This window comes from Mycobacterium sp. 3519A (genome assembly GCF_900240945.1).
Lineage (GTDB): Bacteria > Actinomycetota > Actinomycetes > Mycobacteriales > Mycobacteriaceae > Mycobacterium.
On sequence record NZ_OESG01000014.1, the window covers coordinates 1,179,531 to 1,194,056 of the forward strand.

Annotated in this window: 17 protein-coding genes; 5 read left to right on the top strand and 12 right to left on the bottom strand. The window is 66.4% G+C overall.

All coding sequences use genetic code 11. The features are described from left to right. Nucleotides 1-5: 5 nt before the first annotated feature. Nucleotides 6-1,055, bottom strand: a complete 1,050-nt coding sequence (locus tag C1A30_RS26560) for an endo-1,4-beta-xylanase (RefSeq protein WP_160112800.1) — start codon at nt 1,053-1,055, stop codon at nt 6-8. A gap of 164 nt (nt 1,056-1,219) precedes the next feature. Here C1A30_RS26560 and C1A30_RS26565 point away from each other — a divergent pair, with 164 nt between their 5' ends. Then, the gene (locus C1A30_RS26565; protein WP_101951275.1) at nt 1,220-1,711 is read left to right on the top strand and encodes a YkgB family protein; all 492 of its coding nucleotides are present in this window, start codon (nt 1,220-1,222) and stop codon (nt 1,709-1,711) included. A gap of 13 nt (nt 1,712-1,724) precedes the next feature. Beyond that, entirely contained in the window at nt 1,725-3,605 is a 1,881-nt protein-coding gene (locus tag C1A30_RS26570) for a glycosyltransferase family 39 protein (protein ID WP_101951276.1), read from the top strand. On the opposite strand, the gene C1A30_RS35470 is transcribed toward C1A30_RS26570, so the two are convergent. The 4 genes from C1A30_RS35470 to C1A30_RS26590 form a co-directional block, all read right to left on the bottom strand. Further along, nucleotides 3,515-3,817, bottom strand: coding sequence for a short-chain dehydrogenase (locus tag C1A30_RS35470; RefSeq protein ID WP_142392675.1), 303 nt, complete (start codon nt 3,815-3,817; stop codon nt 3,515-3,517). The genes C1A30_RS26570 and C1A30_RS35470 overlap by 91 nt on opposite strands. 62 nt (nt 3,818-3,879) lie before the next feature. Then, a complete protein-coding gene (locus C1A30_RS26580) occupies nt 3,880-4,632 on the bottom strand; it encodes an ABC transporter permease (protein WP_200828543.1) in 753 nt (250 codons plus the stop codon). A gap of 58 nt (nt 4,633-4,690) precedes the next feature. Further along, on the bottom strand, nt 4,691-5,500 hold the full coding sequence (locus C1A30_RS26585) for an ATP-binding cassette domain-containing protein (protein ID WP_101951278.1): 810 nt from the start codon (nt 5,498-5,500) through the stop codon (nt 4,691-4,693). After that, entirely contained in the window at nt 5,497-5,952 is a 456-nt protein-coding gene (locus C1A30_RS26590; protein WP_101951279.1) for a MarR family winged helix-turn-helix transcriptional regulator, read from the bottom strand. Before C1A30_RS26590 ends, C1A30_RS26585 begins: the two co-directional genes overlap by 4 nt. A gap of 55 nt (nt 5,953-6,007) precedes the next feature. Here C1A30_RS26590 and C1A30_RS26595 point away from each other — a divergent pair, with 55 nt between their 5' ends. Then, entirely contained in the window at nt 6,008-6,379 is a 372-nt protein-coding gene (locus tag C1A30_RS26595; RefSeq protein WP_101951280.1) for a hypothetical protein, read from the top strand. On the opposite strand, the gene C1A30_RS26600 is transcribed toward C1A30_RS26595, so the two are convergent. Beyond that, entirely contained in the window at nt 6,380-6,940 is a 561-nt protein-coding gene (locus C1A30_RS26600; RefSeq protein ID WP_101951281.1) for a TetR/AcrR family transcriptional regulator, read from the bottom strand. 294 nt (nt 6,941-7,234) lie between these two features. Between C1A30_RS26600 and C1A30_RS26605 the strand changes: the two genes are divergently transcribed. After that, the gene (locus C1A30_RS26605) at nt 7,235-7,585 is read left to right on the top strand and encodes a hypothetical protein (RefSeq protein ID WP_101952906.1); all 351 of its coding nucleotides are present in this window, start codon (nt 7,235-7,237) and stop codon (nt 7,583-7,585) included. A gap of 42 nt (nt 7,586-7,627) precedes the next feature. After that, on the top strand, nt 7,628-7,894 hold the full coding sequence (locus tag C1A30_RS26610; protein WP_101951282.1) for a hypothetical protein: 267 nt from the start codon (nt 7,628-7,630) through the stop codon (nt 7,892-7,894). A 1-nt stretch (nt 7,895) separates the two neighbouring features. On the opposite strand, the gene glgX is transcribed toward C1A30_RS26610, so the two are convergent. From glgX to C1A30_RS26640, 6 genes are all read right to left on the bottom strand, one after another. Next, on the bottom strand, nt 7,896-10,043 hold the full coding sequence (gene glgX, locus C1A30_RS26615; protein WP_101951283.1) for a glycogen debranching protein GlgX: 2,148 nt from the start codon (nt 10,041-10,043) through the stop codon (nt 7,896-7,898). Between the two features lie 91 nt (nt 10,044-10,134). After that, nucleotides 10,135-10,686 (bottom strand): isochorismatase family protein, encoded by a 552-nt coding sequence (locus C1A30_RS26620; protein WP_101951284.1) that lies wholly within the window; start codon nt 10,684-10,686, stop codon nt 10,135-10,137. A 10-nt stretch (nt 10,687-10,696) separates the two neighbouring features. Beyond that, the gene (locus C1A30_RS26625) at nt 10,697-11,995 is read right to left on the bottom strand and encodes a hypothetical protein (RefSeq protein ID WP_101951285.1); all 1,299 of its coding nucleotides are present in this window, start codon (nt 11,993-11,995) and stop codon (nt 10,697-10,699) included. Continuing rightward, entirely contained in the window at nt 11,992-12,423 is a 432-nt protein-coding gene (locus tag C1A30_RS26630; protein WP_101951286.1) for a hypothetical protein, read from the bottom strand. Before C1A30_RS26630 ends, C1A30_RS26625 begins: the two co-directional genes overlap by 4 nt. Continuing rightward, entirely contained in the window at nt 12,420-12,602 is a 183-nt protein-coding gene (locus C1A30_RS26635; RefSeq protein WP_101951287.1) for a hypothetical protein, read from the bottom strand. The genes C1A30_RS26630 and C1A30_RS26635 overlap by 4 nt, the downstream gene beginning before the upstream one ends. Then, entirely contained in the window at nt 12,599-14,443 is a 1,845-nt protein-coding gene (locus tag C1A30_RS26640) for a hypothetical protein (RefSeq protein WP_101951288.1), read from the bottom strand. Before C1A30_RS26640 ends, C1A30_RS26635 begins: the two co-directional genes overlap by 4 nt. Between the last annotated feature and the right edge of the window lie 83 nt (nt 14,444-14,526).

Consider the following 14,526-nt stretch of genomic DNA (forward strand, 5'->3'; position numbering starts at 1 on the left):
AAAAATCAGGCGAGGCCGCGGATCACGTCCGCGGCCGGCTTGGGCGTCCAGTCCGTGCGGTACACGCCGTAGTTGTCCTGGGCGTTGCCGTTGCCGGTGTTGCGGTCGCGGGTGGTGTACACGAACGCGGGCCCCGCGCCGGGCAGTCCGCGCCACGTGACGATGAAGTCCTGGATCCAGGCGGCCTGCGTGGCCTCGTCCACCTTCGAAGTGGCCTCGCCGAACTCGGTGGCCCAGATCTGCTTACCGCCGTCCCCGTTGGCGTTCATCGCGGCACGCAGACCGTCGTAGAGGCCACGCGGCGAGTTTGCCTTTCCGGTGGAGAAGCGGGCGTCGGTGTTGCTGGTGAACAGGTACGGGTGGAACGCGATCGCGTCGAACGAACCGCCGCCACCTGCGGCGTAGACGTTGTTCAGGTAGTCGACGGGGTTCTTGGTGATCGAGAAGAAGTTGATGGTCGGGCTCAGCCCACCCATCACGACGGTGGCGCCCGGGTCGGCGCCCTTGATGGCGGGATACGCGGCCTTGAGCATCTGGGCGAAGCGATCGGGCTGCGGACCGGCGGCCCCCGCATTCCAGAACTGCACCGCGTTCTCCTCGTTCCACACCTCGTAGGCGGCGATGCGGCCCGCGAAATGCGACGCGACCGTGCCCGCGAAGTTGGCGAAGGTGTTGACGTCGGCGGGCGGGCTGGAGATCGCGGGCCCACCCCCGGTGGCCCAGCCCGGGGTCGAGTTGAGCAGCCCGACGACGGCGATGCCCCTTGCGTTCGCGGCGTTGATGATGGTGTCGGCCTGCCCCCAGTCGTACGAGTCGGCGGCGGGCTGAATACCGGCCCACGGCAACATGATTCGGGCGCTGTGCACACCCGTCGACACCATCAGGTCGAGCTGCCGGTTGACGTCGTCGGGGGAGAGGAACCAGAGCCACGAATCGGCGAAACCGAGCGAGCCAACCGCCGCCGTCTCACGCACCTGGTAATTCTGCGGCCTCGACTGCGGGGACAGCACGTTGGTCAAGGTCACTGACAGCACGATGACAGCCGCCAGCGCCATGACGCTCTTCAATAAGGTACGCAACCCATTCCCCTCGTCTCGGGACCCGATAAGTGACATCAAACTGATGTATCGGTATTTCCCCGGAAAAAGTAACAAAACCGCTATTTCCGGTTTGCCGAGGGACTGTGTAACGGTCGACGCCCGAATCGGCACCAACCCGTATGACCCTCCAACGAATCGACAATGCAGCCCGGTTGCTGGCCCGCTATGGCCTGGTGTTCGTGATCGGCTGGTTCGGCCTGTTGAAGTTCACCGACTTCGAGGCTCAGGGCATCGAACCGCTGGTCTCAGCGAGCCCGTTCATGAGTTGGCTCTACGACATCTTCTCGGTCTACACGTTCTCGGTGCTGCTCGGCGTGTTCGAGGTCGCCGCGGCGGTGCTGATCGCCGTCAAGGCGTGGTGGCCGAAGGCGTCGATCGTCGGCAGCGCGCTGGCGCTGCTGCTGTTCGTCGCGACGATCAGCTTCCTGTTCACCACCCCCGGTGTGTTCGACGAAGCCGCGGGTGGCTTCCCGCGACTGTCCGCGACCGGCGGATTCCTGATCAAGGATGTCGCGCTGATCGGCATCTCGGCGTGGACCCTTGCCGACGCCCTGCGGGCAACCCGCAGCAGTCTCCCCGCCTCCTCACAGGCCCACGCAACCTCGTGGTGACTGACTGGCGGGTGTGACTTCGACGCTGGACGCGCCCGCCGCCGACTTCGACCACCCACGGCCCACCCGGTGGACCACTGACACGTGGCACCGGGTGGGCCTCGTCGCGCTTCTACTCGCGACCGCGGTCATGTACCTGTGGAACATCACCATCAACGGCATGGGCAACCAGTTCTATGCCGCTGCCGCCCAAGCGGGTTCGAAGAACTGGGAAGCGTTGCTGTTCGGCTCGCTGGACGTGCACAACTTCATCACCGTCGACAAGCCGCCGGTATCGCAATGGGTGATGGGGCTGTCCGGGCAACTCTTCGGGTTCAGCAGCGCCAGCATGATGGTGCCGCAGGCGCTGATGGCGGTGGCCGCCGTCGCGCTGCTGTACGGCGCCGTCACCCGGGTCTGCGGCCCGGGCAGCGGACTGCTCGCCGGAGCGGTGTTGGCCCTGACGCCGGTGGCGGCGTTGATGTTTCGGTTCAACAACCCCGATGCGGTGATGGTGCTGCTGATGATGGCCGCGGCGTACTGCACGGTGCGCGCCCTCGACAAGGGGAGTGCGAAGTGGCTGGCATGGGCCGGGGCGGCGTTGGGCTTTGCGTTCCTCGCGAAGATGCTCGAAGGCCTGATGGTGGCGCCCGCACTGGCGGCGGCGTATCTGCTGGCCGCTCCGACGACGATGCGGGTCCGGTTGCGGCACGTGTTGGTGGCCGCGGTCGCGTTCGTCGTCTCCGCCGGTTGGTTCGTGGTGCTGACCCTGTTGTGGCCGGCGTCGTCGCGGCCGTACATCGCCGGCTCCACCGACAACAACTTCATGAATCTGGTGTTGGGCTACAACGGATTTGCCCGGGTACTGGGTAAAAATCACATGGCGTTCGGCGCCCCGGCCCACGTCGTCGGATCGTCGGCGGGCGCGCAACTGCGGGTCGGCGGGCACGGCTTCGGCGGCTTCGGCAACCAATCGCAGGGCCTGCCGCGACTGTTCAACGGTGAATTCGGTTTCGAGATCGGCTGGTTGGTGCCCGCGGCGCTGCTGGCGACTGTTCTGGTGGTGGCGTCCCGTGGCCGCACGCCGCGGACGGACCTGACACGGGCCGCCGCGATTCTGTTCGGCGGGTGGCTGATCGTCGACGGACTGGTGCTGAGCTTCATGCACGGGACGATCCACGCGTACTACTGCATGTCCGTCGCGCCCCCGATTGCGGCCATGTTCGCGATCGGCGTGCACGAATTGTGGCAGCTCCGGGAAAAGTGGTTGTACCGAGGCGGTTTGGCGGTGCTGCTCGGCGGCACGGGTATCTGGGGCTGGTACGTGCTGGGCCGCAACGCCGACTGGCTGCCCGCCCTGCGGTGGATCATCCTGGTGCTCGCGGTCGGCGCGGCAGCGTGTCTGCTCGGTCAGCGCTTCACGACGGCCGCGCTGGGCGTCGGTGTGGTGGCCGCCCTCGCCGGACCCGCGGTTTATGCGATCGTCACCATCGGCCAACCGCACGAAGGCGGCGGCCCGACCGTCGGGCCCGCCGACAAGGACCCCCAGATGCACTTCTGGTTCGCCCAGGGCGCGGACAACCCGGACCTCACCGCGCTGCTGAAGAACACCAACACGGAATGGTCGGCGGCGGTGCTGCGGTCATCGGTGGCCGCGAATCTCGAATTGTCTTCGGACACCGCGGTGATGGCGATCGGCGGATTCATCGGCAGCGATCCGGTGCCGACGTTGAGCGAGTTCAAAGACGATGTGGCCAAGCACAAGGTGGCGTACTACGTCGTGCTGAACAACCGCGGCCACGGCCCGGGGTGGGGCAACCGTGGTCACGCCGACATCGGCAACTGGGTGGCCGCCACGTTCCGTCCGATCAACATCGGCGACGCGACGGTGTACGACTTGTCGGCACCGAAGTAGTCACGGACCCTGGTTTCCAGGCGGGCCATCTGTGCGGGGTCGGCGGGATCGGCGGCGACCGCCAGCACCCGGTCGGATGGATAGCCATGCATGAGCGGCACCAGGTCGGTGGCGAAGCGACTGCTGATCGCCACCTGCTGGCCGTCGCGCAACAACTTTCGGGCCAGCCGCGCGCCTTCTTCGGTGCCTGCGTCGAGTACGAGAACGATCATGAGTCCACTGTGTCGCCGCCGGGTGTGCCGACGATGTGCGGGACCTATGACCCGCACATGAACTAGCGGACCAGGCGGCGCAGCAGCGTGGAGGCCACCGCGATGCCGAGGACCGCGGCCAGAATCAGCACACCGATGTCGAGAAGCGCGTTGCTCGGCGTGCCGATCAGCAGCCCGCGCAACGCATTCACCTCATAGGACAGCGGGTTGATCGCAGACAGCCAGCGCAGCCAATGAGGCATGACGTCGACGGGGTAGAGCGCGTTGGACGCGAAGAACAACGGCATCGTGATGGCCTGGCCGATGCCCATCATCCGGTCGCGGTGGCGCACCAGGCCCGCCAGAGTCATGGAAAGGCAGGCGAAGAACGCCGCGGCGAGCACCACCACCGCCATCGCGGCAAGGATTTTCAACGGGTTGACGGTCAGCTGCGCGCCAAGCAGATAGGCCAGCGCCAGCACGCCGATCACCTGCACCACCGACCGCACCCCGGCGGCGAATGCCTTACCCGTGATGAGGGCCGACGCGGGAGCGGGCGTCACCATCAACTTGGCCAGAATGCCCGCGTCGCGGTCCCAGATGAGCTGGATGCCGTAGAAGATCGAGATGAACATCGCCGACTGCGCGATGATGCCCGGCGCCAAAAAGGCGAGATAGGGCACGTCGCCGGTGTCGATCACCCGCAACCGGTTGAACGTCTGACCGAAGATCAGCAGCCACAGCGCGGGCTGCACCATCCGGGTGAACAGCTCGGTGTTGTCGTGGCGCAGCTTCTGCAACTCCACGATCGCGAAAGCGCTCATCCGCATGGCCATTCCACGGACCCGCCGCCAGCCGCGCGGCGCGAGGACGATCTGCACGTCGATGTTCTGGTCAACTGACACGGCGGGCCGTCCTTCTGGTGTTGCGGATCGCGCGGATCCCGGTCTGCGAGGTGTCCTCGCCGAGATCGGAACCGGCGTAATGACGGAAGACGTCTTCGAGCGTCGCCTGTGGGGACACGGTCTGCTTGAGCTCGGCGGGCGTGCCGACCGCCTGCAGCTGACCGTGATGCATCAGCGCCACCCGGTCGCACAGCGCGTCCGCCTCGGCCATGTAGTGGGTGGTCAGCAGCACGGTCATGCCGAAGGTGCGCTGCATGTACTCGACCTGGGCCCAGACGCTGTCGCGCGCAATGGGATCCAGGCCCACCGTCGGCTCGTCGAGGATCAGCAGCGACGGCCGGTTGACCAGCGCCTGCGCCAGCTCCAGTCGCCGGACCATGCCGCCGGAGTACGTGCCTGCGACGGCGTCGGCGACGTCGAGCAGCTGCATCGCGTCGAGCACTTCGTCGACCCGTTCGGCGCGTTCACCGCGCGGCACGTCGTACAGTCGGGCGAACAGCTCGACGTTCTGCCTGCCGGTCAGGGCGGCCTCGATCGAAAGCTGTTGCGGCACATAGCCGATGTTGTGCCGGATGTCCATGGTGTGGCGGCGGGAGTCGAGGCCGAAGACGGCCACCTGCCCGCTCTGCACCGGTGTCAGCGTGGTCAGCACCCGGACCACCGTGGTCTTGCCTGCCCCGTTGGGGCCGAGCAGGCCGACCGTCTCACCGCAGCGCACCTGCAGGTTGAGGTCGTCGACCGCGGTGAACTGCCCATAGCGGTGGGTCAGGTGCTGACAGTCGATGGCAAGCGGTGTCATCGCGACTGCCTCTCGTGCAGCATGCGGGTCATCTCGGCGAGTACCTCCAGTCCGTGTTCCAGGCTGTCGAGTTGGTCGGGGTCCAACTCGTCGAGCACCGCGACGAGCGCGGCGCGGCGCGCGGCACGCGATTCGTCGGCGATGCGCTGCGCCGACTCGGTCAGCCGCAACCGTCCCACCCTGCGGTCGTCCGCGTCGACGGTGCGGATCAGCAGGCCGTCGGCCGCGAGTTTGGACACCAGCGTCGAGGCCGTGTTCGGCACCAACCCCAATTCGGCGGCCGCCTCCCGCACGGAGATACCCGGTTGGCGGCCGACCAAGCGCAGCATCTCGGCCTGCGACTGGGTCAGCCCGGTGGCGTCGAATCCGCTGCCGGTCGACCGGCGCAGCTGTCGGCGGAACCGGCCCACCACGTTGAACAGCTCGGCGATCAGATCGGTGCGGGTCTCCACGACGCCCGATAATACCTCTGTTACAGAGTCTTTTTACAGGGGCGAGAATGGAGTCATGGCCTCCTATCTGGTCAACGACGCCGCAGTGGCCAAAGCCAGGGCGCTGATCGACGCTCGGCAGTATGTCCTCGACAGCGACTGGGGACAGGTGCAACCGCGCGCCGACGCGCAGAACGCCTACCTCAAGACGCACAGCTGGGCCGAGTACGCCGAGTGGCACCTGGGGCTGACGCAGGGCGCCTCCGACGAGACGAAGGCGCGATATGCGTTCGTGTACGGCGACTTTCGCCGACTCCACCGCAGCGGCCTGATCGCCTGCGTCTACCGGGCCGCTGAGTGGCGGCACAAGGACGTCGAACTGGCCGCCCACGACCTGCTGCAGTACCTCGACAGGAAGACGGGTCTGGAGCCGACCGCCAAGTCGTGACTACGGCCTGAGCATGAAGTGCAGGAAGCTCTCCTGAAGACCGGGTGGGGCGGCGGGCGCGGAGTCCGTCGAGTGCAGCAGTCCGACGCCGGCGGAGAACACCACGAACGCGCGCAGCGCTGCGTCGTCGCGGTCGAACCCGCAATCGACGAACGCGCGCCGGATGGCGCGCAGCACCCGCGCGTCGCTTTCCTGAACGCTGGCCAGGACCTCGTCGTCCGTCAGCGCCCACACCCGCATCGCCCGCTCGAGTTGCCACTGGTCAGGCGCGACCCAGGTCTGGATCATCACGCGCAGACGGTCGCGGGGGTCGACGTCGGGCATCTGCTCGAACTTCCGCCGGTTACGGTCCCGCAACGCACCCCACGCCTTGATCAGCTCGCGGCGATAGGCGGCGGTGTCGGAGAAATGCCAGTAGAAACTGCCCTTGGTGACATGCAGGCGTTCGGACAACCGGTCCACCCGCAGTGCATTCGGGCCGCCCTCGGCGAGCGCAGCAAATCCAGCGTCGATCCAGTCATCGGCTGTCAGCCGACCGCCAGAATTGCGCGGCGGCACCATGTGGGCAGCATACGGCGCTCAATCCGGGCAGCGGCTGACACCCGGGAAAATTACGGGGGAGGGAGGTGCTGGCAACCGTGACCGCCAGGTAGGGCGCCGCCGCTCTTCGGCTTCCTACTCCGGCCCGCCCGGCCGGCGGCGTCAGCGGAATTCCGAGAAATCCCGAGAGCCATGGCGGCGGCCACGGTTGCTGCAGCAGCTAGACCGTACCATACGGCCTGGTACGGAGACGTGATCTCGATTTGCAAGCGCCCATGCCGCACAACAGCTTTAGGTATGCGGCACCATAAGCACATGGCCTCTGACGAGTTCGACGACAACCCACTGACGCCGGAAGAGGAACTGGACTCCGACGAAATCCGCAACGACGACGGCGACGAGGTCGTCGATCCGCCCGACGAGTGGATCGAGGCGAAGGACAACGAGACGCTCGACGAGCGGCTGGCAGAGGAGATTCCCGACGACCTCGGCGACGAGGACACCCCAGCGCCGACCGAGGCCCACGACTCCGACGCGGGCGGCGGCCTGCGGTTGGTCAGCAACTACGACATCGACCATCTGGATCCGGAAACGCACGGGCGGGAGCACGGCCAGGTCGACGGGACGCCTGAGGACGGCGAATCGTTCTACGACGTCGTGGAGTGAGCCCGGCGTTTAGCGCTGTGCCCATTGGGCAACCGGACCGTTGTGAGCGCAAACCCTGACCCCGGCTATTCCCCCAACGACAGCGGCGGAGTCGGCGACACGCTGAGGCCGACCGAAGCCCTCGACTCCGACGACGTTCAAAACGACGACGGCGACGAGGTCGTCGATCCGCCCGAGACGTGGCGGGAGGCGGACAAGATCACCGCCGACGGTGAGGTGGACGAGTCGCTCGACGACAAGCTCGCCGCCGAGCAGCCCGACCGGACCGACCCGGACGACGACGAATCGTTCTTCCCTGTCGTCGAATGAGTTATTCGGTGTCGGCTTGCAGCACCATCAACGCCCTGGCGTTGATCGAGACCGTGGCGCTGGCCGGCACCGGCTTGCTCTCGTCGGCCGCCGCGGTGTCGGCGGTGTAGATCACCGGTACCCAGGAAGCGCCGAATTTCTCTGCAGGCAAAGTGAATTCGATCGGCTCGTAGTGCGCGTTGAAGAACAGCAGGAACGAATCGTCGGTGACCCGTTGCCCGCGCACGTCGAGGTCGGGGATGCCCTGGCCGTTGAGGTACACCGCGACCGACTTGGCGAAACCGGTCTCCCAGTCCTCGTCGCTCATCTCCGACCCGTCGGGGGCGAACCACGCGATATCGGGCAGACCGTCACCGCCGCGTTGGCGCACCGGGCGACCGGAGAAGAACCGGCGACGGCGAAACACCGGATGCGCGGCGCGTAACTCGGACACGGTCCTGGTGAACTCGATCAGTTCGGTGTCGGCGTTCGCCCAGTCGATCCAGGACAGTTCGTTGTCCTGGCAGTAGACGTTGTTGTTGCCCTGCTGGGTGCGACCGAGTTCGTCGCCGTGCGACAACATCGGCACGCCCTGCGAAAGCAGCAGCGTGGCAAGGAAGTTGCGTTGCTGACTGGCGCGCAGCGCATTGACCTCCTTGTCGTCGGTCGGTCCCTCCACACCGCAGTTCCACGACCGGTTGTGGCTCTCGCCGTCGCGGTTGTCCTCTTTGTTGGCCTCGTTGTGTTTTTCGTTGTAGGAGACCAGGTCTCGCAGCGTGAACCCGTCGTGGGCGGTGACGAAGTTGATCGATGCGACGGGCCGCCGGCCGGTGTGCTCGTAGAGGTCGGCCGATCCGGTGAGCCGGTAGGCGAACTCGTCGAGCGTGGCCGGTTCGCCCCGCCAGTAGTCGCGCACGGTGTCGCGGTACTTGCCGTTCCACTCCGTCCACTGCGGCGGGAAGTTGCCGACCTGATATCCGCCGGGTCCGACGTCCCACGGTTCGGCGATCAGCTTGACCTGGCTGACGGTCGGATCCTGTTGCACCAGTTCGAAGAACGCGCTCAATCGGTCGACGTCGTAGAACTCGCGGGCCAGCGTCGCCGCCAGGTCGAACCGGAACCCGTCGACGTGCATCTCGGTCACCCAGTACCGCAGCGAGTCCATGATGAGCTGCAGGGTGTGCGGGTGGCCGACGTTCAGGCTGTTGCCGGTGCCGGTGTAGTCCATGTAGTACCGCTTGTCGTCGTCGACGAGGCGGTAGTACGCGGCATTGTCGATACCGCGCATCGACAGCGTCGGGCCCATGTGGTTGCCCTCGGCGGTGTGGTTGTAGACCACGTCGAGGATCACCTCGATGTCGGCCTCGTGTAAGGCCCGCACCATGGCCTTGAACTCCTGCACCTGGCCGCCGGGATTGGGGCTGGAGCTGTATTTCGAGTCGGGAGCCAGGAACCCGATGGTGTTGTAGCCCCAGTAGTTCGACAGACCCTTCTCGACCAGTGTCGAGTCATTCGCGAAGTGGTGCACCGGCATCAACTCGATTGCGTTGACGCCCAACGATTTCAGATGCTCGATGATCACCGGGTGTGCGACGGCGGCGTAGGTGCCGCGGATGTTCTCCGGGATGTCCGGATGCGTCTTGGTCAGACCCTTGACGTGCGCCTCGTAGATGACGGTGTCGGCGTACTCGTGGCCAGGCGGGCGGTCCACCCCCCAGTCGAAGTACGGGTTGATCACCACACACTTGGGCACGCTGGCCGCGGAGTCCTCGTCGTTGCGGCTGTCGGGATCGCCGAAGTTGTAGCCGAACAGCGACTGGCCCCAGTCGAAGGTGCCGTCGATCGCCTTCGCATACGGGTCGATCAGCAACTTGTTCGCGTTGCAGCGCAGACCGGCGCTGGGCTCGTACGGGCCGTAGACGCGGTAGCCGTAGCGCTGGCCGGGTTCGATGTTGGGGATGAACCCGTGCCAGACGAAGCCGTCGACCTCCGGCAGCGTCAGCCGAGATTCGGCGCCGTCGGCGTCGAACAGACAGAGCTCCACCTTCTCCGCGACCTCGCTGAACAGCGCGAAATTGGTTCCCGAGCCGTCGTAGGTGGCCCCTAGCGGATACGCCTTACCTGGCCACACCTCGTATTGCGTGACATCTGGGCTGGCAGCGTGGGTCAAAGTGGCACTCTCCAATTGACGACGTGGAATCACCCGACATGGCGACCATACGGGGGTGCCCAAACTGATGGTATTGCAACCAAATCGTGGGCTAGCTGACCTGGACGCCGACCGCGCGCAGGTCCTCGACGGCCTTGGCGGTCGATTCCGGTGCCACCCCTGCGGTCAGGTCGAGCAGCACCCGGGTTTTGAAGCCGGCCGCAGCGGCGTCAGCGGCGGTGGCGCGTACGCAGTAGTCAGTGGCGATGCCGACGACGTCGACCTCGTCGACGCCGCGCTGCTTCAGCCAGTCGGCCAGCGTGGTTCCGGATTCGTCGGTGCCTTCGAAACCGCTGTAGGCGGCCGAGTAGTGGCCTTTCATGAACACCGCCTCGACGGCGGTCGGTTCGAAGTCCGGATGGAAGTCGACGCCCGAGGTGCCGACCACGCAGTGCCGCGGCCAGGACAGCGCGTAGTCGGGTTGCTCGGAGAAGTGCTCGCCAGGGTCGATGTGGAAGTCCTTGGTCGCGACGACGTGGTCGTAGCCGGTGTCCCCGGCCAGCAACTCGGAGATGCCGCGCGCGACCGCCGAACCTCCGGTCACGGCCAGTGAGCCGCCCTCACAGAAGTCGTTCTGCACGTCCACGATGATCAATGCGCGCACGTGTGCAAGCCTATCCGCCGAACAGCAGGTACAGCCCGGTGAACGTGTAGCCGACCATCACCAGCATCATCGCCAGTTGGCCGGTCAGCTGATGGCCGGTGGGCAGCACGCGCAGCGCCTTGTCGTGTGCGGCGACCACCGCGGCGATGTGGCCGGCCACCACACAAACCACCTTGATGGTGGCCAACAGCGACGGGTGCATCGACAGCACGTAGTGCACCTGCGCGCCGTCGAGACCGAACAATCCAATGATGGTCTGCTGGCCGCGCTCGACCAGATACGTCAGGTAGTGCGCGAATACGTAGCCGATCACGATCGGGATCAGCGAATGCGCCATCTCGCCGGGCAGTTCGCGGCGGCGCTGCGCGTCGACCCCGCCGGTCGCGCGGGCGGCCAGCCAGAACGTGCCCGCGACCACCCCCGCGAACACCAGCAGCCCCGCGGTCTTGAGCAGGGTCGCCGTCGCAGCAGAGTCGGTGTGGCTGTCGACGAAGCCGCGCCACGGCGGCGACGCCGAAAAGCTGTCGAACGCAGTCGATCCCAGCAACACCGACAGCACCGCGAGGCTGCCTGCGCGCACCGGGAACGACGGCAGATGGTCGAACGGATTACCGATGGCGATGCGCCCGTCGCTGTTGCGGCGAAAGATCGCCGGACGCGACGCCACCACGCTGTACACCTCGAACGGGTCGGCGCGCGCACACCACCGTTCACCGAAGCAGACCGCGCCCGCCAGCGTCACCACCAGGTAGACGAACAACCAAAGCTGAATCGCGCCAAGGGATCCCGGGTCGGGGCTGGCGAGTTCGAGCCAGACGAACGCGAACAGGCCGACGACGGCGGGCCAGTAGCCGATCCGCTCCGGATACGTCAGCCCGAGTGACCGCCGACCTGCGAGGCGGTGCAGCGTGCGCACCGGGGACAGCACCCGCCACACCGGCCCGAACATCAGCGACAGCGCCACCAGGCCGACCCACAACAGGACGTAGAACACCCCGGGCAGCGGGTTGTCACCGTCCTGCGGGCCGAGCCAGCCCACGATGGCCACCCACACCGCGAACGCCAGCGCCGCGAGGCCCACCACCCAACGCGTCGCAGGCGCGTCGACGGCGGTGGTGACCCAGCGCGGCAGCGGATGCCCCGGTTTGCCCGGATCGAACCGCGGCCGCCGCCAGGCCAACGCGACCACTGCGAACGTGAACGTCAACGCCCACGCGGCACCAATGAGCGCGTAGCTCAACGGGATCGGCAGATCGGTCGAGCCGCCGAGGCCGTGGGCCAGTATCGCGGTCGACCGATCGCTGATCACTGCACCTGGATGGTTGCGATCGTCTTGTTCAGCTTGTGCAACTCGACGTCGACCTTGCCTGGCACGTCGACGCTGAACTGGAAGGACTGGTTGGGCTTGGCCTCGATGTTGAAGTTGTGCTCAGGCGTCGAGTGCACATGCAACTCGTCGGCGACGTCGCTGTTTACGCGGACCACGATCTGTTCCTTGACCTTTGCCTGCAACTGCTGATTGGTCGGGTTGACGTCGCCCCCCTTGATCGTGAGGTCGATGAGCACCCGCGACGGCGGAGCCTGCTCATTCGACATGTCCGACGGGTTCACCGTCGATGGCTGGCTGCTCGGTTGCGCGCTACCCGTTGCGTTGTCGGGCGAGTTGCCGGAACCGCCGCAGCCGGCGGTGATCAGGGCCGCGGCCGCCACGATCATGAGTGTCCTGGAAGTTGTCACGGTGAACCATCTTGGCCCGAGGCCTTCGAGTTCTCACTTCGAGGGGCGTCGCCGCGGCGCCGGTCCCGCACCGCCACGTAGATCACCACACCCGCCACCGCGACGGCCGGGGCGAAGGCCGGTATCGCGAGCAGCAGGCCGTGATGGGCCAGGATCTCGACGTGGCCGGCCCCGGTCATGCCTGCGCCGTCGGCTGTAGTTCGGCCTCGGTGCCAAGGCCCTCGGTGCGGTTGATCCGTCCCGCGCCCCAACTCAGGCCGCCGAGCATGACCAGGGTGCAGAACAGCACCACCAGGCAACCGATCGTCCACAGCAGCTCGGGAGTCTCGGGGTTGCGTTCGCGCTGCAGGATGGTGATCTCGGCGACGAACGGGCGGGTGAACGTCGCATCCGCGGGCACCTCCTGTGCGCCGATGCCGGGATCGGCGGCGAGGAAGATCGGCACCGCGGTCAACGTCTTACCGTCGTGCACGCGCAGCAGCGTCTTCCATGTTCCCCACACCGGCACGGGTTGGGTGGAGCGGTAATGCCCCGGACCCACCTTGTCGAGGTTGTCGATGACGCGGCCGCGCTGGTTCTCCAGATGGCCCTGCCACGCGAGGATCGACACCCAGTTGGGGTGCTCGCTGACGAAGTCCGGCGGGTTGATCCTGGCGTCGACATTCACCATGCGTTGCCCCGCCGCGGCCGGAGCCTCGGTGAGAGTGACTGTGGCCGTGACGTTTTCGGGAACGTTGTAGCGCAAGCCGTTGGCTGTGGCGCCACCGATCGCGACGATCGCCAACACCACAAGACCGATGCTGATCGCGCGCGAAGGCAGTCGCTGCGAGGTGACGACGAGGCCGAACATCGCGCCGCAAGCCCCGGTGAGCACCGCGACCGGAATGGCCATGGCGAGGGCTTCCGGCCAGATGCTGGTCGGCCACGGGTAGTAGTAGACGGCGTCGATCCACAGCGACTCCAGCCACAGTCCGACGGTCGCGACGCCGAGGCCGCTGACGGCGCCGAAGATCACCGGCCGCTTGAGAAGCGGTGTCAGACCGATCAATTCGACCACGATGGCCGGTCCGAGGTAGAGCGCGAACCAGTTGATCGGCGCGCCGAGAACCGGACCGACGACCAGTGCGACGCCGCCTCGCAGCGCGATCGCGAGCAGTGCGGCGATGATCGCCGCGCCCCTGCCGAGCATGATGCGGGCGGCGACCAAGGCGAACGCGGCAGCGGCGGCGATCAGCATCGGCTGGAACACCTGCCGGAATTGCGCTACGCCGAAATCGAATTCGATCTGGTACACCGACATGCCGACGAGGATGCCGCCGAATCCGAGGTACTGGACGAACTTGATGCCGATCCCGCCGGTGGGGGCGTCGTCACCCATCGCCCTGAGGCCCTCGTGGTTGAGCAGCACCGCGGACAGGGTGGAGAAGCCCGCGCCACCGATCATCATCAGGTGGGTGGGCCCCCACAACGTGACGTCCTGACCGAAGATGCGATGCCAGATGTCGTCGAGCGGGAAGCCCAGCAGCGCGTACAGGCCGCACCCGGCCATCAGAATGCCGCCGACGGGCGCGTACCAGGTCTTGGTGATGCGTACCGCCGAGGGGCCGGGCTTGTCGTACGGCAACACGCACGCCATGCAGCCCGCGATGAACAACAGGAAGAGGCCGAACAGGATGAAGTAGTGCGCGGGGTTGGCCAGTGGTCCCGGGTCGCGGCCCTTGCCGATGTGCAGGCTGACGTCCCAGATGAAGCCGAACAGCGCGCAGATCAGGGTCGCGATGAACAACGCCATCGGCAGCGCCACCCACGGTGGCCGCTTGAACCGCCGGCCTGCCCACTCGGCCAGGTTGTTCAGCCAGGTGATGCGCCGCTGCCGGTGCAGGTAGCCGATCCACAGCAGCGCTGCGGTGACCACCAGCGCGGCCACCGACATGCCGATTACCTCGTTGAGCGCGGCACCGCCGCCCTCGCCGCCCTCTGCGAGTATCGAAACCGCTTCTGAACTGTGTGAATTCCCCATTGTCATCCCCACCGGTGAGCTTCGTCGGACCGAACTGACTCCTGAGTAATGTTGCCAGAATCCTCCAAGGTGAAACCAGAGGT